The sequence below is a fragment of the Achromobacter sp. genome (genome assembly GCF_036567245.1).
Taxonomy (GTDB): domain Bacteria; phylum Pseudomonadota; class Gammaproteobacteria; order Burkholderiales; family Burkholderiaceae_B; genus Achromobacter.
The window spans coordinates 1-21,146 of record NZ_DATCUY010000342.1 but is presented as its reverse complement, the minus strand read 5'-3'; the positions used below and the strand labels follow the sequence as shown (position 1 = coordinate 21,146).

At 64.6% G+C, this 21,146-nt stretch carries 17 protein-coding genes, 1 tRNA gene and 1 pseudogene; 14 read left to right on the top strand and 5 right to left on the bottom strand.

The window, feature by feature from the left end:
* On the bottom strand, positions 1–826 hold an 826-nt coding region (locus tag VIR09_RS14865), incomplete at its 3' end, for an IclR family transcriptional regulator (protein ID WP_332013555.1).
* A gap of 170 nt (positions 827–996) precedes the next feature.
* Between VIR09_RS14865 and VIR09_RS14860 the strand changes: the two genes are divergently transcribed.
* The 3 genes from VIR09_RS14860 to VIR09_RS14850 are packed head-to-tail and all read left to right on the top strand — an operon-like array spanning position 997 to position 4,245.
* Positions 997–2,649: an MFS transporter gene (locus VIR09_RS14860; RefSeq protein ID WP_332013554.1), complete on the top strand. Its 1,653-nt coding sequence runs from the start codon at positions 997–999 to the stop codon at positions 2,647–2,649.
* Between the two features lie 15 nt (positions 2,650–2,664).
* Complete coding sequence (locus tag VIR09_RS14855; protein WP_332013553.1) at positions 2,665–3,624, top strand: carbon-nitrogen hydrolase family protein; 960 nt, start codon at positions 2,665–2,667, stop codon at positions 3,622–3,624.
* A 3-nt stretch (positions 3,625–3,627) separates the two neighbouring features.
* Positions 3,628–4,245, top strand: a complete 618-nt coding sequence (locus VIR09_RS14850) for a flavin reductase family protein (RefSeq protein WP_332013552.1) — start codon at positions 3,628–3,630, stop codon at positions 4,243–4,245.
* Between the two features lie 896 nt (positions 4,246–5,141).
* On the opposite strand, the gene VIR09_RS14845 is transcribed toward VIR09_RS14850, so the two are convergent.
* Positions 5,142–5,232, bottom strand: a tRNA-Ser gene (locus tag VIR09_RS14845).
* A gap of 280 nt (positions 5,233–5,512) precedes the next feature.
* On the opposite strand from VIR09_RS14845, the gene VIR09_RS14840 reads away from it, so the two are divergent.
* From VIR09_RS14840 to yaaA, 3 genes are all read left to right on the top strand, one after another.
* Entirely contained in the window at positions 5,513–6,730 is a 1,218-nt protein-coding gene (locus VIR09_RS14840; RefSeq protein WP_332013551.1) for a cation:proton antiporter, read from the top strand.
* A gap of 102 nt (positions 6,731–6,832) precedes the next feature.
* Complete coding sequence (locus VIR09_RS14835; RefSeq protein ID WP_258128832.1) at positions 6,833–7,615, top strand: 3-hydroxybutyrate dehydrogenase; 783 nt, start codon at positions 6,833–6,835, stop codon at positions 7,613–7,615.
* Between the two features lie 14 nt (positions 7,616–7,629).
* Positions 7,630–8,400 (top strand): peroxide stress protein YaaA, encoded by a 771-nt coding sequence (gene yaaA, locus VIR09_RS14830; protein ID WP_332013550.1) that lies wholly within the window; start codon positions 7,630–7,632, stop codon positions 8,398–8,400.
* A gap of 58 nt (positions 8,401–8,458) precedes the next feature.
* Here yaaA and VIR09_RS14825 read toward each other — a convergent pair whose 3' ends face one another.
* Positions 8,459–10,681 carry an FUSC family protein gene (locus tag VIR09_RS14825; protein WP_332013549.1) on the bottom strand — a complete coding sequence of 741 codons (2,223 nt, stop codon included), beginning with the start codon at positions 10,679–10,681 and terminating at the stop codon, positions 8,459–8,461.
* 418 nt (positions 10,682–11,099) lie between these two features.
* Between VIR09_RS14825 and VIR09_RS14820 the strand changes: the two genes are divergently transcribed.
* The 4 genes from VIR09_RS14820 (at position 11,100) to pssA (ending at position 15,418) form a co-directional block, all read left to right on the top strand.
* Entirely contained in the window at positions 11,100–12,869 is a 1,770-nt protein-coding gene (locus VIR09_RS14820; RefSeq protein WP_332013556.1) for an acetolactate synthase 3 catalytic subunit, read from the top strand.
* Between the two features lie 11 nt (positions 12,870–12,880).
* Entirely contained in the window at positions 12,881–13,372 is a 492-nt protein-coding gene (gene ilvN, locus VIR09_RS14815; protein ID WP_006223608.1) for an acetolactate synthase small subunit, read from the top strand.
* A 76-nt stretch (positions 13,373–13,448) separates the two neighbouring features.
* Positions 13,449–14,465, top strand: a complete 1,017-nt coding sequence (gene ilvC, locus VIR09_RS14810; protein ID WP_332013548.1) for a ketol-acid reductoisomerase — start codon at positions 13,449–13,451, stop codon at positions 14,463–14,465.
* Positions 14,466–14,644: 179 nt separating this feature from the next.
* Positions 14,645–15,418: a CDP-diacylglycerol--serine O-phosphatidyltransferase gene (gene pssA, locus VIR09_RS14805; protein WP_013391930.1), complete on the top strand. Its 774-nt coding sequence runs from the start codon at positions 14,645–14,647 to the stop codon at positions 15,416–15,418.
* A 69-nt stretch (positions 15,419–15,487) separates the two neighbouring features.
* Here the strand turns inward: pssA and VIR09_RS14800 are convergent, their stop codons facing one another.
* Complete coding sequence (locus tag VIR09_RS14800; RefSeq protein WP_332013547.1) at positions 15,488–16,006, bottom strand: hypothetical protein; 519 nt, start codon at positions 16,004–16,006, stop codon at positions 15,488–15,490.
* Positions 16,007–16,319: 313 nt separating this feature from the next.
* On the opposite strand from VIR09_RS14800, the gene rpsO reads away from it, so the two are divergent.
* The 4 genes from rpsO to VIR09_RS14780 all read left to right on the top strand — a co-directional run bounded on the left by rpsO (position 16,320) and on the right by VIR09_RS14780 (position 21,026).
* Complete coding sequence (gene rpsO / locus VIR09_RS14795) at positions 16,320–16,589, top strand: 30S ribosomal protein S15 (protein ID WP_006223612.1); 270 nt, start codon at positions 16,320–16,322, stop codon at positions 16,587–16,589.
* Positions 16,590–16,682: 93 nt separating this feature from the next.
* The gene (gene pnp / locus VIR09_RS14790; RefSeq protein WP_332013546.1) at positions 16,683–18,845 is read left to right on the top strand and encodes a polyribonucleotide nucleotidyltransferase; all 2,163 of its coding nucleotides are present in this window, start codon (positions 16,683–16,685) and stop codon (positions 18,843–18,845) included.
* Between the two features lie 224 nt (positions 18,846–19,069).
* A complete protein-coding gene (locus VIR09_RS14785; protein ID WP_332013545.1) occupies positions 19,070–19,795 on the top strand; it encodes a hypothetical protein in 726 nt (241 codons plus the stop codon).
* A gap of 13 nt (positions 19,796–19,808) precedes the next feature.
* Entirely contained in the window at positions 19,809–21,026 is a 1,218-nt protein-coding gene (locus VIR09_RS14780; RefSeq protein WP_332013544.1) for a threonine ammonia-lyase, read from the top strand.
* A gap of 15 nt (positions 21,027–21,041) precedes the next feature.
* Here VIR09_RS14780 and VIR09_RS14775 read toward each other — a convergent pair.
* Positions 21,042–21,146: pseudogene (locus VIR09_RS14775) on the bottom strand (PIN domain-containing protein); the annotation flags it as partial.

Genomic DNA, 21,146 nt, shown 5'->3' with positions numbered 1-21,146 from the left:
CCCAGCCCGCCGTGGCCGAGATCGAACGGGCCTTTTCACTGAGCAGCCGCGCCGTGTCGGATTGCAGGTCATCGTCGATGGCGCCCACCGGGCCCATCAGGGTGATGGCCGCCTTCATCTCGCCCAGCATGTCGAAGATCGGCGCCGACAGCGACGTGAAGTGCGGCAGCAGCGCATCGCGGCAGCGGCTGAGGTGGTGCTTGAGCACTTCCTCGCGGATGGCTTGCACGTCTTTCTGGGTGTAGGACCTGCCGCCCGCGCCATATCCGTCTGCCCCTGCCGCGGCCATTTCCTGTTCCAGCAGCTCGCGCGTACTCGCCTCCGGCAAGTGGGCCAGGAAGTTGCGGCCCAGCGCGGACGACAGCAGCGGCAGCACGCTGCCCACGCGCAGTTCCAGCAGGGGGCGGCTGCGGGCGCCTTCGACGCGGTAGACGATGGTCGGGCCCTTGTTGCCCCACACGCCCAGGAACACGGTGTGGCCGGTGATCGCGGCCACTTCGGCCATGATGGGCCGCGCGGTGGTGAACACGTCGAACTGTTCCAGGGCAGCCAAGCCCAGCCGCAAGGCATAGGGCCCCAGGCCGTAGTGGCCGGTATCCGCGTGCTGCTGCACCACGCCCACCTTCTGGAAGCTGACCAGGTAGTAGTGGACGTTGGGCACCGTCAGTTCACAGGCGTCGGCGATTTCCTTCAGGGGCAGGGGGCGGCCGGCCTTGCGGATGACGTCCAGGATCCGGAACCCTACTTCGATCGACTGGATGCCCCTGCGCGCGGCGGCGGGCGCCTGTTCCCCGTTCTTTTCTACCTTGCCGGCGGGCCTTGCCATTGCTGCCTCCACTGATTTTCTGGCGGGAGTGTAGCAGCGGGGCGCGCCGCTTCCGCCTGGGGTAGCGGGCATTGCGCCGGGTTTTCCCTAGTTTTTCACGCCTTGGTTTAAGTTTGATAATAGTTAATGACTACAGCATTATCAATCTAAAGTGATTGGGGAAAGCAGGCATGGAAGCGAATGTGGCAATGCAGCGGATCGACGCGGGGCCGACGCTCAGCAGGAAGGAGGAACGTCAGGTGGTGGTGGCCTCGACCCTGGGCACCTTGTTCGAGTGGTACGACTTTTTCATCTACGGGACCCTGGCCGTCTTTATGAGCCAGGTCCTGTTCCCGCAGGACAACCCCACGGTGGCGCTGCTCGCCGCGCTGGGCGCGCTGGCGGTGGGCTTCATCATCCGGCCGCTGGGCGCCGTGATGTTCGGCTACCTCGGCGACAAGCTGGGACGCAAGTACACCTTCCTGATCACCGTGGTCATGATGGGCGGCGCGACCGTGCTGATCGGCTGCCTGCCCACTTATGAATCGGCCGGCCACCTCTCGTGGATCCTGCTGCTGACCCTGCGCGTGGTGCAGGGCCTGGCGGTGGGCGGCGAGTATGGCGGCGCGGTCATCTATGTGGCCGAACACTGCGAACCCAGGCGCCGCGGGCTGTTGACGGGCTGGATCCAGATCACCTCGTCGGCGGGCCTGATCCTGTCCCTGATCGTGATCCTGTGTACGCAAGCCGCGATGAGCGCCGAGGATTTCCGGCAATGGGGCTGGCGCCTGCCGTTCATCCTGTCGATCGTGATGTTGGCGGTTTCGATCTATGTGCGCGCCAAGCTGCACGAGTCGCCCGTGTTCACGCGCATGAAGCAGCAGAACCGCCTGTCCAAGAACCCGGTCAAGGAGACCTTCGGCCAATGGTCCAGCCTGAGGCTGGTGCTGCTGGCGCTGATCGGCGTTACCGCCGGCCAGGGCGCGACCTATTTCACCGGCCAGTTCTACGTCATGATTTTCCTGCAGCAGGCGGTGCAGCTGGACCAGACCAGCGTCTACACGCTGATCCTGATCGGTTTCATCATCGGCGCGCCGACCTTCGTGCTGTTCGGCTGGCTGTCGGACCGCATCGGCCGCAAGTGGATCATGATGGTCGGCCTGTTTGTCGCCGCCGTCGGCTACCACTCCATGTTCGACGTGCTGCTCAAGGCTGGCAACCCGGCCCTGGCGCAAGCCATGCAGACCACGCCGGTGCGCGTGCATGCCGACACCAGCGGCGGCGCTTGCGACTTCGGGTTGCAGGCGGCCATGATCGGCAGCCATGCCGACCACAAGAAGGTCTGCGTGCAGGCCAAGAAATTCCTGGTCGGCAAGGGCATCAACTTCGAGTACGCGGCGCCGCTGCCCGGCCAGAGCATCGCCATGAGCGTGGGCGGCACCACCATCAACGGCTTTGACCGCGCCGCCTACACCAGCGCACTGACTGCCGCGGGTTATCCGGAACGGGCCGATCCCGCGCGCGTCGACCGCAGCACCATCATCCTGATCCTGGTGCTGATGACGGCTGTCGTCGCCATGGTCTACGGCCCGGTGGCGTCCTATCTGGTCGAACTGTTCCCGGCCCGCATCCGCTATACGGCGCTATCCTTCCCGTACCACATCGGCGCCGGCATCTTCGGCGGTATCGTGCCTTTTACCGCCACCTACCTGGCCCAGGCCAGCGGCAATATTTTTGGCGGCCTGATGTATCCGGTCGTCGTGACCGCCGTGGTCGGCGTCATCGGTAGTCTGTTCCTGCCGAACACCCGCGCCCGCGCCATCGACGAAGACCCCGCGCACTGAGAATAAAGGAGAGACATGTCCATGCAACAGAGCTTCAAGGCTGCCGTCATCCAGGCGGCGTCCATCCCGACCGACAGCGTCGCCTGCGCCGAGAAGGCCGCATCCCTGATCCGCCAGGCGGCGGAGCAGGGCGCCCGGGTGCTGGTGTTCCCCGAGGCCTTCCTGGGCGGCTACCCCAAGGGCAACTCCTTCGGCGCACCCATCGGCATGCGCAAGCCTGAAGGCCGCGACGCCTTCGCCAGCTATCACCGCCAAGCCATCCGGCTGGACGGCGAGGAAGTCGCGCTGGTGGCCCAGGCCGCGGCCGACACCGACAGCTTCGTGGTCATGGGCTGCATCGAGGCCGACGGCGGCACGCTGTACTGCACCGTGCTGTACTTCAACGGCCGCGAAGGGCTGGCGGGCAAGCACCGCAAGCTCATGCCCACCGCGGGCGAACGCCTGATCTGGGGCTTCGGCGACGGTTCCACCATGCCCGTAATCGACACCCCCTACGGCAAGATCGGCGCCGTCATCTGCTGGGAAAATTACATGCCCATGCTGCGCATGTACATGTACAGCCAGAACGTGGCGCTGTATTGCGCGCCTACCGCCGACGACCGCGATTCCTGGATTCCCAGCATGCGCCACATCGCGCTGGAAGGCCGTTGCTACGTTCTGACGGCTTGCCAGCATCTGCGCCGCGACGCCTATCCCGACGATTTCGAGTGCGCGTTGGGCGACGCGCCCGACACCGTGCTGATGCGCGGCGGCAGCGCCATCATCGACCCGCTGGGCGAAGTGCTGGCCGGTCCGGATTTCTCCGCCGAGACCATTCTGTACGCGGACATCAATCCGAATCAGATCCTGCGCGGCAAGTACGACTTCGACGTCTCCGGCCACTACGCCCGTCCGGACGTGTTCCAGCTGCAGGTCGACACGCGCGAAAAGCGCGCCGTCTCGGCGCTGAACGGCGGCCAGCAGCAGGAGGCTTGAGTCATGCATTTTGATTTCAGCGCCTTGCCGACGCAGACGGTCTACAACGTGCTGACCTCGACCGTTACGCCGCGCCCGATCGCGTGGCTCACCACGATTTCCGGCACAGGCGTAGTCAACGCGGCTCCCTTCAGTTTCTTCAATGTCATGGGGCCCCAGCCGCCGACGGTCGCCATCGGCCTGATGCGCCATGCCAGCGGCGAGCTGAAGGATTCCGGCGCCAACATCATCGAGAACGGCGAGTTCGTGGTGAACCTGGTGCCGGAGTCGCTGGTCGCGCAGATGAACCAGACCTGCGCCGATTATCCGGCGGACGTGGATGAACTGGCAGCGGCCGGCCTGACCGCGCTGCCGGCGACCCATGTGCGTCCCCCGCTGATCAAGGGCTCCCCGGTGTCGCTGGAATGCGTCAGCCAGGCGACCATCGTCACCGGCCCGCGGCAGCTCGTGGTGATCGGCCGGGTGCTGGGCGCGCACGTCGACGACGCCTACGTGCAGGACGCCGAGCGCGGCTACATGGACACGCCGGCCATGGGGCTGATCGCGCGCATGCACGGTGGCGGCTGGTACGCGCGCAGCACTGATCTGTTCCAGCTGGCGCGGCCGACGGTGCCATTGTGATAGTCAGGCGGGGGCGGCCTGCGCACTTGCCATATGGTGCCAAAGTGACATGGGTCCATAGGTGGGGCTGCGCTTCGGATCCCTCTGCCCGGCCCCGGCTCACGGCCTCTGCTCATGAACGGGGTCCGAAACCAACGCATTAGGCGACTGCCAGCCGAGGACCCCGGAGCCATCCGAAGCGCAGCCCCACCGGGGCGAGCATCGGAATGGCGCAGGGCAGCCTCGGCGGCTTAAGAACCCCGACATCCGCAAGCTCGAAGCGCTGCCGCTCCGCACTTCGGTTGTGTGAGGCAGGGTTCTTGAACCGCCGGCGTCCGGACTGCGGGATTCCGATTCTCGCCCCGGTGGGGCTGCGCTTCGGATCCCTCCGCCCGGCCCCCGGCTCACGGCATCTACCCGTGAGCGGGGTCCAAACCCAGCGCATTAGGCGACTGCCAGCCGAGGACCCCGGAGCCATCCGAAGCGCAGCCCCACCGGGGCGAGCATCGGAATGGCGCAGGGCAGCCTCGGCGGCTAAAGAACCCTGACATCCGCAAGCTCGAAGCCCAACCGCCCCGCACTTCGGTTTTGGGAGGCAGGGTTCTTGAGTCGCCGGCGTCCGGACTGCGGGATTCCGATGCTCGCCCCGGTGGGGCTGCGCTTCGGGTTCCTCCGCCCGGCCCCCGGCTCAAGGCATCTACCCATGAACGGGATTCAAAACCAACTCATGAGGCCGCTGTCAGCCGAGGACTCCGGAGCCATCCGAAGCGCAGCCCTACAGGGGCGAGCATCGGAATGGCGCAGGGCAGCCTGCACGCAAGCCGGCGCGCGCCGAGCCTGTGCGTTTTTAGTTTTTATGAAGTCCGAAGGAAAAAGAAAAAGGCCAACCCCGAGGGATTGGCCTTTTTTGCAATACTTGGCGGAGAGGGTGGGATTCGAACCCACGGTACGGGGATACCGTACGCCTGATTTCGAGTCAGGTACATTCGACCACTCTGCCACCTCTCCGTGGCTGGGTTTCGTAACGGCGGTTGTCCTGGCTGGGTTTCCCCTGGGCCGGGTTTTCCACAAAAGATCCCTGGTCGGAAGGATCTTCGTTGTCGAAGCAGCGAAGCCCGCAATTCTACAGGATTTTTTTTGTTTGTGTAAAGAGGGTGGTTGAAAGTCCCCTACAGCGGGTTTCAACCGGCTTTCAGAGGCGGCGTTCTTTGCCCAGAATTCCGGTATGCCTGACATTCCTGCCCAGGCATCCATCCATCTCGGCGCTCATCCCGGAACCGCTAGTCCCATGGATCTGATCCTCATTCTCCTGCTTGCGGCCGTGCTGTGCGTGCCCCTGACTCAGCTGCTGGGCCTGGGCGCGATCCCGGGTTATTTGTTGGCTGGCGTGCTGGTGGGGCCGTCCTGCCTCAGGCTCGTCACCAATGTGGACACCATGATCAACGTGTCCCAATGGGGCGTGGTGATGATGCTGTTCATCATCGGGCTGGAGCTTTCGCCCAAACGCCTGTGGGCCATGCGCAACGAAGTCTTCGTGTTGGGCTCCTTGCAGATGCTGGCTTGCGGTCTGTTGCTGGCGGTGGTGTTCGGCGCGGCGCTGCGGCATCTGGCCGGCATGGAGTGGCAGGCGGCGATCCTGTGCGGCCTGTCGCTGGCGCTGTCGTCCACGGCGGTGGCCTTGCGGCTGCTGGACGAGCGCGTGCTGACGCGCACGCCGCTGGGCAGGTCGGCGCTGGGAATACTGCTGTTCCAGGACATGGCCGCGATTCCGATGCTGGTGGCGGCGGGTCTGCTGGGTTCCGACGGGGCGTCGGCGCCTTCCTTCAAGGAGGCGCTGATTGCCGTGCTGGTGGTGGCGGCCGCCTACCGCTTGCGCCTGCTGGGATGGGCGGCCAAGGCGCAATTGAACGAATTGTTCACCGCCGCCGCGCTGTTGATGGTGGTGGGCGCCGCTCAATTGTTCGACTTTGCGGGCCTGTCCGCGGGCCTGGGCGGATTCCTGGTGGGCGTGCTGATGGCCGAATCGCGTTACCGGCATGACCTGGAAAAGGCGATAGATCCATTCAAGGGCTTGCTGCTGGGCCTGTTCTTCGTGGCCATCGGCATGTCCGTGAATTTGAAGGTGGTGGCCAACCACTGGCCGTTCATCCTCGTCGGCGTATTCGCGTTGCTGCTGGTCAAGGCCTTGATCTTGTATGGCTTTTCGCGCTTTCTGGGTTTGCCGCGCTATCACCGCTTGCTGTTTGCCCTGGCACTGGCGCAAGGCGGCGAGTTCAGCTTCGCCATCTTCAATGAAGCCTGGGACAACCACCTGATGAATCTGGAACAGCGCGACCTGCTGTCAGTCATCGTGGCGATTTCAATGGGCGTGGTGCCGATGCTGATCAAGCTGCTGGAACGCATCCCCGAGAACCGGGGCGGCATGGCCGATCTGCCGACGGCGGAACCCGACAAGGACGAGGCGTCTCAGCCGCCCGCGCCGCGCGATCCTCCTCCCGCTGCTTGACCCTGCGGAGCGTACGGGCATGGCATGATTGCCGTCTTGCCAGGCAGCTACACTTGACGCCTGCTTAGCCCGCCCAATGTGTCCGACCACAGGAGAATGCTCATGCTTAAAGGAAAAGTCGCCCTAGTCACCGGTTCCACCAGCGGCATCGGCCTGGGTATCGCCACGGCCTTTGCCCAGCAAGGCGCCGATATCGTCTTGAACGGCTTCGGCGATGCCGCCGAAATCGAAAAGGTCCGCGCAGGTCTGGCCGACAAGCACGGCGTCAAGGTGATCTACGATGGCGCCGACCTGTCCAAGGGCGCGGCCGTGCGCGAGCTGGTCGAGAATGCCGTGCGCCAGATGGGCCGCATCGACATCCTGGTCAACAACGCCGGCATCCAGCACACCGCCCTGATCGAGGATTTCCCCGCCGAAAAGTGGGACGCGATCCTGGCGCTGAACCTGTCGGCCGTGTTCCATGGCACCGCCGCCGCCTTGCCGCACATGAAAAAGCAGGGCTTTGGCCGCATCATCAACATCGCCTCGGCCCACGGCCTGGTGGCCTCGGCCAACAAGTCGGCCTACGTCGCGGCCAAGCATGGCGTGGTCGGCTTCACCAAGGTCACCGCGCTTGAAACGGCCGGGCAGGGCATCACCGCCAACTCTATCTGCCCGGGCTGGGTCCGCACCCCCCTGGTGGAAAAGCAGATCACCGCGCTGGCGGAAAAGAATGGCGTCGATCAGGAAACGGCGGCGCGCGAACTGCTGAGCGAAAAGCAGCCGTCGCTGCAATTCGTGACGCCGGAGCAATTGGGTGGCACCGCGGTGTTCCTGGCTTCGGACGCCGCCGCGCAAATCACAGGTACGTCCGTCTCGGTCGATGGCGGCTGGACGGCACGCTAAAAAGGAATTCCCGAATGCTGTTTCTGCTTTCTCCCGCCAAGAAGCTGGACTACGACTCGCCGCTGCACATCGAGACGCATACCCAGCCGCTGTTCGTGGACCAGGCCGCCGGCCTGATCAAGGTGCTGAAGACCAAGTCGGCCGACGACATCTCCGAGCTCATGAGCCTGAGCCCGGCGCTGTCCGAGCTGAACGTGCAGCGCTATGCCCACTGGAAGCGCAGCTTCACCCAGGCCAATTCGCGCCAGGCCGTGCTGGCCTTCAACGGCGACGTCTATGAAGGGCTGGAAGCCGCCACCCTGTCGGCCAAGCAGCTGGACTGGGCGCAAGAGCACGTGGCCATCCTGAGCGGCTTGTATGGCGTGCTGCGCCCGCTGGACCTGATGCAGCCGTACCGCCTGGAGATGGGCACGCGCCTGGCCACGCCCAAGGGCAAGAACCTGTACGAGTACTGGGGCCCGGCCATCGCCGGGTACCTGAACGAACGGCAGGCCGGCCAGAAGACGCCCGTGATCATCAACCTGGCGTCCGAGGAATACTTCAAGTCGGTCGACCTGAAGACCCTCAAGGCGCGGGTGGTGCAGTGCGTGTTCCAGGACTGGAAGAACGGCGCCTGGAAAGTCATCAGCTTCCACGCCAAGCGCGCGCGCGGCCTGATGGCGCGCTATGCGATCCTGCACAAGGTGTCCAAGCCTGAAGGCCTGCAAGGCTTCGACCTGGAAGGCTACAAGTTCGACGCCTCCGCTTCGTCGGACGACAAGCTGGTCTTCCGCCGCAAGGTCTGATCCGGTCCCGGGCTCCGCGCCCGGGACGTCCCTATTCCGCGAAATCCATCCAAGGCGGTCACGCCGCTGCCGCCACCGGAGGCGCGTGCGTGGGATCGGCCAGCGCGTGCAGTTCCTGGCGGATCATGTGCGCGGCCTTCAGCATCTGCTTGACCGGATAGACCAGCGCGGCCTGCTCGCCTTCGGTGTCGAACTGGGTCGGCAGGCCGGCCGGCGCCTGCGCCCGGTTCTCGTCCAGCAGGTCCACCATGCCGGTGAGCGCGCGCTGCACCGCTTCGGGCGTGGCCGGCAGGGCGGCCAGGATGGGTATGGCTGCGGTGATCTGCGAGGCCAGGATGTGGTTCTGGATCAGCAGGTTGTTCAGTTCGGGCACGCTCACCTGGTGCGAAGTGGGCTCGCTCATCATGCGATAGAAAGCCTCGGCGAAATTGCTGAACGAGATGTGCACGTTCCTGCGCGCCAGCCGCCACGCCAGGTCGGCGTCGGTCACGGCCGGGGTCTCGCCGGCTGCGGCGCCCACGGGCGCGCCATGGGCCTGCATGGCCTCGACGTAGCGCATGCCCGCGATCAGGTACTCGCGATTGGCGCGCGTGGCCGCAGCCGCCAGCGGCTTCAGGTAGCGGGCCTCCCACCACGGCAGGATGTAGCTGCAGATCAGCGCCAGCGCGCAGCCGATCAGCGTGTCGATGGCGCGTTCGCCGATCACCGACATGGACACCGTGCCAGGCGACACGAAGTGGAACACCAGCACCACGAACAGCGTATTGAAGGTGGCGCTGGCCATGTAGTTCAGCTGGACCAGGCTGTTGCCCATGACGCAGGCGGCCAGCAGCGCGGCGAACAGGAGTTCGGGCCGATCGGTCAGGTTGAACAGCAGCAGCGCCAGGATGCAGCCGATCAGCGTGCCCGTCAGGCGCCAGCTATTGCGCTGGCGCGTCAGCGCGAAGCCCGGCTTCATGATGATGACGATCGTCAGCATGATCCAGTAGTTGTGCGCGGAGAACGCCGGCGACAGCCATTGGCTGGCCAGGGTCATGGCGATGGCCGCGGCGGCCGTCACCCGCAGCGCGTAGCGGAAGTGCGGCGAGTCCAGGCGCAGATTGCTGGTCAGCAGCCCGACCCGGAATTCCTGGCGCGAAATGAAGCGCGTCAGCGACTTGTTGATGCGCAGCACGTCGGTGGGCTTGGCATCGGGCGAGGCGGCGGTGTGGTCGGCCAGCCGGTCGACGATGCGCGCCGAATTGCGCAGCCGGCGCAGCACCTGGACGATCAGCGCCAGCATCTCGGGCTCGCGCTCGCCCAGTCCTTGCTGCTTGAGCTGTTCGATTTCGTACTCGATGGCGCGCAGTTCGGCCTTGGCGCTGCTGCGGTACTGCACCTTGCGTCCGCGCGACACGTCCAGGGCGATGCGGTTGAGCTCCAGCGACATCTTCACCAGCGCGTCGCGCATGAACATCAGGCAGTCGCTGCCGGTCAGCGCGCGTCGCAGCGCCGCGTAGTCGGTATGCGTGGCCACCAGCGTGTCCAGCAGCTGCAGCATGTCGACGAACATGTTCCAGATCATCACGCGCTGGCGGTCGCCCAGGCCCTTGCCGCGGGGCAGGGCGCGCAGCACCATGTCGCGCGCCGCCTGGTGCTTTTCGGTCATGACGGACTGGCGCTGGATCAGTTCGCGGTAGGCGTCGTCCAGGTCGGCGGTTTCATCGTAGAAGGCGGCGCGCGCCGCCACGTAGTCGGCGGTGGCGAACAGCGCCACCGACATGGCCTGCTGTTCCTCGCGCAGCCAGAACAGCCGCGAAAAACCCAGGCTGAACGCGACGTAGAACAGCGCGCCGCCCAGCGTGGCCGCGGCGTGCGCCAGTACCTCGTGCGGCGCCAGCGGCGAATGCATGGTCAAGGTCATCAGCAGCAGGCCGGCAAAGCCGATCAGCCCGCCGCGCTTGCCGAACACCGTGAACATCGAATAGACGAAGCACTGCGCAATGACCGCCAGCCAGATCAGCACGGGATGCGAGGAAGCGAACCCGGTGATGATGACGGTCAGGGTGCCCAGCGCGGCGCCGCCCAGCATCTCGTTGGTGCGGTGGCGCTGCGGCCCGCCCGGCTGGTCGATGATGGCCAGGCATTGCGCGCCGAAGGTCGCGACCAGCCCGGTGGTGTAGTTGCCGAAGACGCCGCCCAACACCAGCACGGGCAACAGCATCCCCACCCCCTGGCGCACCCCTCCGAAGAAGTAGTGGCTGTAGAGGAAGCGGCGGATGCTGGCAATGCGCAAATCCATGAGGCGGCGGCTCGGTTCTGGATGACGAAACAAGTATAGAGAGACTGCCCCAATTTTTGGGGCCGGATGGTTACCGAACCTTCCACGCAACGGTCTGGAAATGGTCGATTTGCCACCTTTGACGCAACGCGGTAAATTGCTCCACTTGCGCCGGTCTGCCTATCCGAAACCGGCGCGTTGAGGCGGATTGCCAGGGTCACCTCCCAGCCATCCCGCAGCAGTTACACCTGCCGTTGGCCGCGCCACAAGCGTGTGTTGCCAAGGCTTCCATTTCGACCTCCAGCGTCCCCCAGGGGCGTTTGCACTGCGTTCTGTCGAGCGTGTGCCGGGTCGGCAAGGTGTCCGGGTGGCGTGGCTCCGTGAGCCGCAAAGCGCCGGATCATGTTGTCGGAACCGGTATGGGTTCAGTTGCCGCCGTATCCGGGCGAGCAGCAGTCAGGGTTGCAGGGCCGGTACTGAAAGGAATGACAACATGGAACTGAATGGCGCCGATATCGTCGTGCGCTGCCTGGCCGATGAAGGCGTGGAACACGTTTTCGGCTACCCCGGCGGCGCGGTGCTTTACATCTACGACGCGATTTTCAAGCAAGACAAATTCCAGCATATCCTGGTTCGTCACGAGCAGGCCGCCGTGCACGCCGCCGATGCCTATTCGCGCTCGTCGCAAAAGGTCGGCGTCTGCCTCGTGACCAGCGGACCGGGCGTGACCAATGCCGTCACCGGCATCGCCACCGCCTACATGGATTCCATCCCCATGGTCATCATCAGCGGGCAGGTGCCCACTGCGGCCATTGGCGAGGACGCCTTCCAGGAATGCGACACCGTCGGCATCACGCGTCCCTGCGTCAAGCACAACTTCCTCGTGCGCGACGTCAAGGACCTGGCCGAAACCATGCGCCGCGCGTTCTACATCGCGCGCACCGGCCGTCCCGGCCCGGTGCTGGTGGATATCCCCAAGGACATCACCATCGCGCAGTGCAAGTACACGCCGCCCAAGGGCGAAATCTCGATGCGTTCCTACGCGCCCGTCAACAAGGGCCACCAGGGGCAGATCAAGAAAGCCGTGCAGATGCTGCTGGCCGCCGAGCGGCCCATGATCTACACGGGCGGCGGGGTCATCCTGTCGAACGCCGCGCCCGAGCTTAACAAGCTCGTGTCGCAGCTGGGCGCGCCCTGCACCAGCACCCTGATGGGCCTGGGCGGCTACCCGGCCAGCAGCGGCCAGTTCGTGGGCATGCCCGGCATGCACGGCACCTACGAAGCCAATATGGCGATGCAGCATTGTGATGTGCTGCTGGCCATTGGCGCCCGTTTCGATGACCGCGTGATCGGCAACCCCAAGCACTTCGCCCAGAACGCCCGCAAGATCATCCATATCGATATCGATCCCTCGTCGATCTCCAAGCGCGTGCGCGTGGACGTCCCGATCGTCGGTAACGTCAAGGATGTCCTGGCCGACCTCAGCGCGCAGTACGACATCGCTGCGGCCGAGCACAAGCCCGCCCCGATCGCCAAGTGGTGGGAGCAGGTCGAGAGCTGGCGCGGCAAGGAATGCCTGAAGTTCGCCAATTCGGACGAAGTCATCAAGCCGCAATACGTGGTGGAAAAGCTCTGGGAAGTGACCGGCGGCGACGCCTTCGTCACCTCCGACGTGGGGCAGCACCAGATGTGGGCCGCGCAGTACTACAAGTTCGACAAGCCGCGCCGCTGGATCAACTCCGGCGGCCTGGGCACCATGGGTGTGGGCCTGCCGTACGCCATGGGCGTGCAGATGGCCAATCCTGGACACGACGTCGCCGTCATCACCGGCGAAGGCTCGATCCAGATGAACATCCAGGAACTGTCGACCTGCCACCAGTACCGCCTGACGCCGAAGATCATTTGCCTGAACAACCGCTTCCTGGGCATGGTCCGGCAGTGGCAGCAGATCGACTACGGTTCGCGCTATTCCGAGTCCTACATGGATTCGCTGCCCGATTTCGTCAAGGTGGCCGAGGCCTATGGCCACGTGGGTCTGCGCATCGAACGCCCGGCGGACGTCGAGCCGGCGCTGCGCGAAGCGTTCAAGAAGCACAAGGACCGCCTGGTCTTCCTGGACTTCATCACCGACCGCACCGAGAACGTGTGGCCGATGGTCAAGGCCGGCCGCGGGCTGACCGAAATGCTGCTTGGCTCTGAAGACCTGTAAGGAGGCCACCCATGAAGCACGTGATTTCCGTCCTCCTCGAAAACGAACCCGGCGCGCTGTCGCGCGTGGTGGGCCTGTTTTCCGCGCGGGGCTACAACATCGAGACCCTGACGGTGGCGCCCACCGAGGATTCCACGCTGTCGCGCATGACCATCGTGACCACCGGTTCCGACGAGGTGATCGAGCAGATCACCAAGCACCTGAACCGTCTGGTGGACGTGGTCAAGGTCGTCGACCTGACCGAAGGCGCGCATATCGAGCGCGAGCTGATGCTCGTGAAGGTGCGCGCGGTCGGCAAGGAACGCGAAGAAATGAAGCGCATGGCGGACATCTTCCGCGGCCGCATCATCGACGTCACCGACAAGTCCTACACCATCGAATTGACGGGGGTGCAGGAAAAAGTACAGGCCTTCCTGGAGGCCCTGGACCGCAGTGCCATCCTTGAAACCGTGCGCACCGGCGTGTCCGGCATCGGACGCGGTGAACGGATTTTGAAGATTTGACCGGCCTTCCAGGCCAAGCCGCACCCTACATCTGAATTAAACAAATATCCAAAATACTGGAATCTGGAGCACAACCATGAAAGTTTTCTACGACAAAGACTGCGATCTCTCCCTCGTCAAGGGCAAGACTGTTGCCATCATCGGCTACGGTTCGCAAGGCCACGCGCACGCGCAGAACCTGCATGAGTCCGGCGTGAAGGTCGTGGTCGGCCTGCGCAAGGGCGGCGCCTCGTGGAACAAGGCCGCCAACGCCGGCCTGGAAGTCAAGGAAGTCGCCGACGCCGTCAAGTCCGCCGACATCGTCATGATGCTGCTGCCCGACGAGAACATCGCTTCGGTCTACAACAAGGAAGTGCACGCCAACATCAAGCCCGGCGCCGCCCTGGCGTTCGCCCACGGCTTCAACGTGCATTACGGCCAGGTCGTGCCGCGCGAAGACATCGACGTCATCATGATCGCCCCGAAGGCCCCGGGCCACACGGTGCGCAACACGTACAAGCAAGGTGGCGGCGTGCCCCACCTGGTGGCCGTATACCAGGACAAGTCGGGCGCCGCGCGTGAAGTGGCCCTGTCGTACGCCAGCGCCAACGGCGGCGGCCGTGCCGGCATCATCGAAACCAACTTCCGCGAAGAAACCGAAACCGACCTGTTCGGCGAACAGGCCGTGCTGTGCGGCGGTACCGTCGAACTGATCAAGGCTGGTTTCGACACGCTGGTGGAAGCCGGCTACGCGCCCGAAATGGCGTACTTCGAGTGCCTGCACGAACTGAAGCTGATCGTCGACCTGATCTATGAAGGCGGCATCGCCAACATGAACTACTCGATCTCGAACAACGCCGAGTTCGGCGAGTACGAAACGGGTCCGAAGATCGTCACCGACGAAACCCGCAAGGCCATGCGCCAGTGCCTGACGGACATCCAGACCGGCGAATACGCCAAGAAGTTCATCCTGGAAAACACCGCCGGCGCTCCGACGCTGACCTCGCGCCGCCGCATCAACGCGGAATCGCAGATCGAGCAAGTGGGCGGCAAGCTGCGCGCCATGATGCCCTGGATCGCCGCCAACAAGCTGGTGGACAAGTCCAAGAACTGATCCATGCCACTGCGCGGGGCTGGCCCCCGCGCAATCAGGGTCGAAGCGGCATGCCTGCGAGGGCATGCCGCTTTTTTTCTGGCGTCCCTGGCGATCTGGCCAGGCACGCGGCTTGCTCCGCCCCGCAAGCGGGGCCAGATGGGTTAACCTTTCAATGTTCGTTGTAAGTTATTGAGACCATGCCCAATTTTTCCATGCGCGATTCCGAGAACCGCCACCGCAGCATTTACCTGCTGCCCAATGCGTTCACCACCGCGGCACTGTTCGCGGGGTTTTACGCCGTCGTGCAGGCCATGAACGACCGCTTCGAAGTGGCCGCCATTGCCATTTTCGCGGCCATGGTGCTGGACGGCATGGATGGCCGGGTCGCGCGCCTGACCAACACGCAGTCCGCCTTCGGCGAGCAGTACGACTCGCTGTCCGACATGACCTCCTTCGGCGTTGCGCCGGCACTGGTCATGTACGAATGGATCCTGAACGACCTGGGTCGCTGGGGCTGGCTCGCCGCCTTCGTCTACGTGGCTGGCGCGGCGCTGCGCCTGGCCCGCTTCAACACCAATATCGCCGTCGTGGACAAGCGCTACTTCCAGGGCCTGCCCAGCCCGGCCGCGGGTGCGCTGGTGGCGGGCTTCGTCTGGCTGGCGGTGGACAACAAGCTGCCCATCCATGACAGCCTGATGGCCTGGGCGGCGTTCACGCTGACCATGTACGCCGGCATCTCGATGGTGTCGAACGCGCCGTTCTTCAGCGGCAAGAGCTTCGCGCTGGGCCGCAGCGTGCCGTTCTGGGGCATCCTGCTGGTGGTGGCCGTGTTCGTGTTCGTGTCCAGCGATCCTCCGGTCGTGCTGTTCGGCCTGTTCGTGCTGTACGGCCTGTCGGGCTGGATCATGTGGGCCTGGCGCTGGAACCGCGCGCGCCGCCTGACGCAGGAACGCCGCAGCCAATCCTCCTGATCAGGGCAGTCTTGCCGCCCAAAACAAAACCCGCCATCTGGCGGGTTTTGTTTTTCAGGGGCGGAGCGTTCAGTGCCACATGAGCCGGTCGTCGTCGTACATGGGGTCCGGGCCGGGGTGGAAGTGCGTCAGCTTGCTGCCGTCGCGGCTCATGTACACGTACATGAGCGAGTTCCAGACGCCGTTTTCCTTATAGCGGTACGACCAGACCACCTCGCGCTTTTCGCCCAGGCCGGCTTCCTCGATCTTGGCGGGCGGGCCGAATTCGCAACGCACGCGGTCGGGGCCCCATTCGCCTTCGCTGAGGACCTTGAAGTGCGCGTCCGTCAACAGCGGCACCACCGGGCCCACGCGGCCGTCGGCGCCGACATTGGTACCCCAGGCATACTGGCCCATGGGCTGCTGCGTCCAGATCACGCGTCGCCCGCCATTGGCTTGCGGGCATTCGAAGTTGGGCCGGCCGAACTGGGCCTGTACATCGGCGTAGGGGGTGCCGGGCTGAATCTGGGCCATGTTTGCGCAGGCTGCCAAGGTGGCCAACGCGGCGGCGGCCAGCGCGATGCGGGCGTCTCTGTAATATTTAGACATGATTTTCTCCTGACGTCGGATTGCGGCCCGCAGCGGGGCGGGCACCCGTCACTGGGGTAATTCTATCGAATCGGCTATAATCATCGAGCTTTATCAAGTGTATTGATTTTGCAACATCCTTTGCGCTGGCCGCAGAGCTGGTCCAGGTGCCAGGCCCGGTGTCGAAACGCCGCGTCCACAACCAGGGTTCCAGGCTTCTGTTTGAGTCATCAATGGCAGCAGTGAGAAAGCGAATTCAGCCAGGTTCGCGCAAAATTTTTTCCAAACCACGTCAGGGCGCCTCGGCCCTGTCGCATGTCCGAAGAGGTCATAAATGTCTGTAGCTGACATCAAGAAATCCGACATCGTCGCGCAATTCCAACGCGCTCAAGGCGATACCGGCTCCCCCGAAGTTCAGGTGGCTCTGCTCACCGCCCGTATCAACGAACTGACCGGTCACTTCAAAGAACACATGAAGGACCATCACTCGCGCCGCGGTCTGCTGCGTATGGTCAGCCGTCGCCGCAAGCTGCTCGACTATCTCAAGGGCCGCAATCCCGATTCGTACCGCGCACTGATCGAAAAACTCGGTCTGCGCAAGTGATCGACGGGGCTGGCTCCCCATGACGCAATAACCGTGGTCGGTGCGACGCATGTCGCGACGGCCACGGTTTTTCATTTGTAAGGAATAATCGTCATGTTCAATAAAGTGACAAAATCGTTCCAGTACGGCCAGCACACGGTCGTCCTGGAAACTGGCGAAATCGCTCGCCAGGCCTCCGGCGCCGTTGTGGTGTCGATCGAGGACACCGTCGTCCTGGCCACCGTTGTGGCTTCCAAGAAGGCCAAGCCGGGTCAAACGTTTTTCCCGCTGACCGTTGACTACATCGAGAAGACCTACGCCGCCGGCCGTATTCCGGGTGGCTTCTTCAAGCGCGAAGGCAAGCCCTCCGAGAAGGAAACGCTGACCTCGCGCCTGATCGACCGTCCCCTGCGTCCGCTGTTCCCCGAAGACTTCTACAACGAAGTCCAGGTGGTCATCCACACGCTGTCGGTCAATCCCGAGATCGATCCCGACATCGCCGCCATGATCGGCGCCTCGGCCGCGCTGGCCATTTCGGGCATCCCGTTCAACGGCCCGATCGGCGCCGCGCGCGTGGGTTACATCGATGGCCAGTACGCCATCAACCCGACCGCCTCGCAGCTGAAGTCGTCCAAGCTGGACCTGGTTGTCGCCGGTACCGAAAACGCCGTGCTGATGGTGGAATCGGAAGCCCAGCAGCTGTCCGAAGAAATCATGCTGGGCGGCGTGGTCTACGGCCACCAGCAAATGCAGGCCGTCATCAACGCCATCCACGAACTGGTCAAGGACGCCGGCAAGCCCGATTGGGACTGGCAAGCTCCCGCCAAGGACGAGGCCCTGATCGCCGCGGTCACCGCCGCTGCCCAGGAAGGCCTGAACGCCGCCTACCAGATCCGCGAAAAGCAGGCCCGCACCGCCAAGCTGCGTGAAGTGTCGGCCGACGTGTCGGCCAAGCTGGCTGCCGCCGCCGCCGAAAAGGGCGAAGCGCTGCCGGACGCCGTGACCGTCGACAACATTATGTTCTCGCTGGAATCGGCCATTGTCCGCGGCCAGATCCTGAACGGCGAGCCGCGCATCGACGGCCGCGACACCCGCACCGTGCGCCCGATCAGCGTGCGCCTGGGCGTGCTGCCCCGCGCACACGGCAGCGCCCTGTTCACCCGTGGTGAAACGCAGGCGCTGGTCGTGGCCACGCTGGGCACCAAGCAAGACGAACAGATCATCGACGCGCTCATGGGCGAGTACCGCGACCGCTTCATGATGCACTACAACATGCCTCCGTTCGCCACCGGCGAAACCGGCCGCATCGGCGTGCCGAAGCGCCGCGAAATCGGCCATGGCCGCCTGGCCAAGCGTTCGCTGATTCCGCTGCTGCCGGCGCCTGAAGACTTCCAGTACACGATCCGCATCGTGTCGGAAATCACCGAGTCCAACGGCTCCTCGTCGATGGCTTCGGTCTGCGGCGGCTCGCTCGCCATGATGGACGCCGGCGTGCCGGTCAAGGATCACGTGGCCGGCGTGGCCATGGGCCTGATCCTGGACGGCGGCAAGTTCGCCGTGCTGACGGACATCCTGGGCGACGAAGATCACCTGGGCGACATGGACTTCAAGGTCGCGGGCACCGAAAACGGCGTCACCGCACTGCAGATGGACATCAAGATCCAGGGCATCACCAAGGAAATCATGCAAGTGGCGCTGGCTCAGGCCCGCGAAGGCCGCCTGCACATCCTGGGCAAGATGAAGGAAGCGCTGGACGGTTCGCGTGGCGAGCTGTCGGCTTTCGCCCCGCGCATGCTGACCATCAAGATCAACCCCGAGAAGATCCGCGACGTGATCGGCAAGGGCGGCGCCACCATCCGCGCGCTGACCGAAGAAACCGGCACGCAGATCGACATCTCCGACGACGGCACGATCGTGATCGCCAGCGTCGACGAAGCGCAGGCCAAGGAAGCCCAGCGCCGCATCGTCGAGCTGACCGCCGACGTCGAAGTGGGCCAGATCTACGAAGGCGCCGTGCTGCGCCTGCTGGATTTCGGCGCCATCGTGCAAGTGCTGCCGGGCCGCGACGGCCTGCTGCACATCTCGGAAATCGCCAACTACCGCATCGCCAACATCAACGATGTGCTGAAGGTCGGCCAGCAAGTCCGCGTCAAGGTCATCGAGGCCGACGACAAGGGCCGTCTGCGCCTGTCCATCAAGGCTATCGGCGGCATCGAGCAGCAGCAAGCCGCTGCGGCTCCCGAAGCCGCCCCGCAATCGGAACCGCAAGCTGAATAAGCCTGCTTGACCGGTAGCATGAAACGGCGCCTTCGGGCGCCGTTTTTCATGGGCCGGCAACGGCTGCGGTCGCCACGCCCGATTCATCTTCTTGCTTCTTCAGGCCGCGGACATCTCCCAACTGCGCCTACCTTCCTGTAAAGTCTTGCGCGTGAGCGCAGCCCCCCGACCACGGAGGACGGCATGCGCGACGTGGCAAAAAGGGGGAAACGGATGGGCAAGGCATGACGGCGTGGGCCAGACCCGCCAGTGCCGCGGCGCTGCTTGCGGCGCTGCTGGCCGGCTGCATGAGCAGCCCCGGGCCGGGGCAGGGCGCTCCCAAGAGCGAAGACATGTCCGCCGACCAGTTTGGCCAGACGGACTTCAACCGCACCGTCACGCTGGAGGTGCGCGACAACCTGGCCAGCCTGTACGTCCTGCTGGACAAGCTCTACCGCCGCAATCCGCGCGAATGGCGCAAGACCGGCGCGCCTGACCTGGCCAAGGCGGTGTCGCTGGTCAAGCATTCCATCGAGGTCCGCATCCCGCCCAAGGATCTGGCGGGCCTGCGCGACATCCAGATCCTGGCCGTGGCCCTGGACCCCAATTATTCCGGCGACCGGGTCGGCGCCTTCATCTACGGTCTGGCCGACACCATCATCGCGGCCCACAACGGCAAGACTCGCCTGTACGCCACCGACGCGCTGGACGGGCAGCGGGTCTACAATGCCGCACGGAACGTCGAGGCAGCCGCCTGGCTGCTGGCGTCGCGCCGCAATGCCCAGGGCGAACCCTTGCTGCTGGCCAATGAAATGTCCCAGAACGCCACCAACCTCAGCTTTGAACGCGAATTCGGCGCCATCATCGGCCGCCTGGACCTGATCGCCAATCTGCTCGGCGAGAACACGCGGCGTATCGGGATCAACTACGCGCAGGGCCTGCTGCTGTTCAACTTCCTGCCGGTGCGCTAACAGGATTTCCACCGTGATCGATATCGCCTCCATTCAGACCGCTCGCGAAAACCTGCGCGGCCAGGTCCTGAAGACCCCGTTTACCCTGTCCCGCACGCTGTCCGACATCTTCGGCGCCGAGATCTGGCTGAAGTTCGAGAACCTGCAGTTCACGGCTTCCTTCAAGGAGCGCGGCGCGCTCAACCGGATGCTGACGCTGTCGGAAGAAGAGCGCGCCAAGGGCGTGATCGCCGTGTCCGCAGGCAACCACGCGCAGGGCGTGGCCTACCATGCCCAGCGCATGGGCGTGCCCGCCGTGATCGTGATGCCGCGCTTCACCCCCACCGTCAAGGTCGCCAATACCCGCCGCTTCGGCGCCGAGGTGGTGCTGGCCGGCGATACCTTCGACGACGCCAAGGCGCGCGGCTACGAGCTGGCGCAGGAGCGCGGCCTGATCATGATCCACCCCTATGACGACGAGGCGGTCATTTCGGGGCAGGGTACGGTGGCGCTGGAAATGCTGGAAGACCAGCCGCAGCTGGACACGCTGGTCATCGCCATCGGCGGCGGCGGCCTGATCTCCGGCATCGCCACCGCCGCCAAGGCGCTCAAGCCCGGCATCGAGATCATCGGCGTGCAGACCGAACGGTTCCCTTCCATGTACGCGGCGGTCAAGGGCGTGACCATGCCGCAGGGCGCGTACACCATCGCCGAAGGCATCGCGGTGAAATCGCCGGGCGCGCTGACCCAGCCCATCGTGACCCAGCTGGTCGACCGCCTGGAACTGGTCAGCGAAAGCGATATCGAGCACGCCATCGTGGTGCTGCTGGAGATCGAAAAGTCGGTGGTCGAAGGGGCGGGCGCCGCAGGCTTGGCCGCACTGCTGCGCGCGAAGGAGGAAGGCAGCGACCGCTACCAGGGCAAGCGCATCGGCCTGGTGCTGACCGGCGGCAACATCGATCCCCTGATGCTGGGTGAATTGATCGAGCGCGGCATGGTGCGCGCTGGACGCCTGGCCCGCATCCGGGTGGACCTGCGCGACCTGCCGGGCGCGCTGGCCCATGCCACCAAGCTCATCGCCGACGCCCAGGCCAACATCACTGAAGTGCACCACCAGCGCGCCTTCACCTCATTGCCGGTGCGCAATGTCGAAGTGGATTTCGTGCTGCAGACGCGCGGCCATGAGCACATCCAGGAAGTGATCGAAGTGCTGAACGCTGCGGGCTTCTCCGCCAGCAATCACGACCACTGAAGACGCAGGCGCGGTTCAGGCGGCGCCGTTCTGCGCGGCGTCGCGCGCCAGCAAGCTCTTCAGGCCGTAAAGCCGCTCGCGGTGCAGCGTGGCCGACAGCGGCTCGGGCTCGCGCCCTAG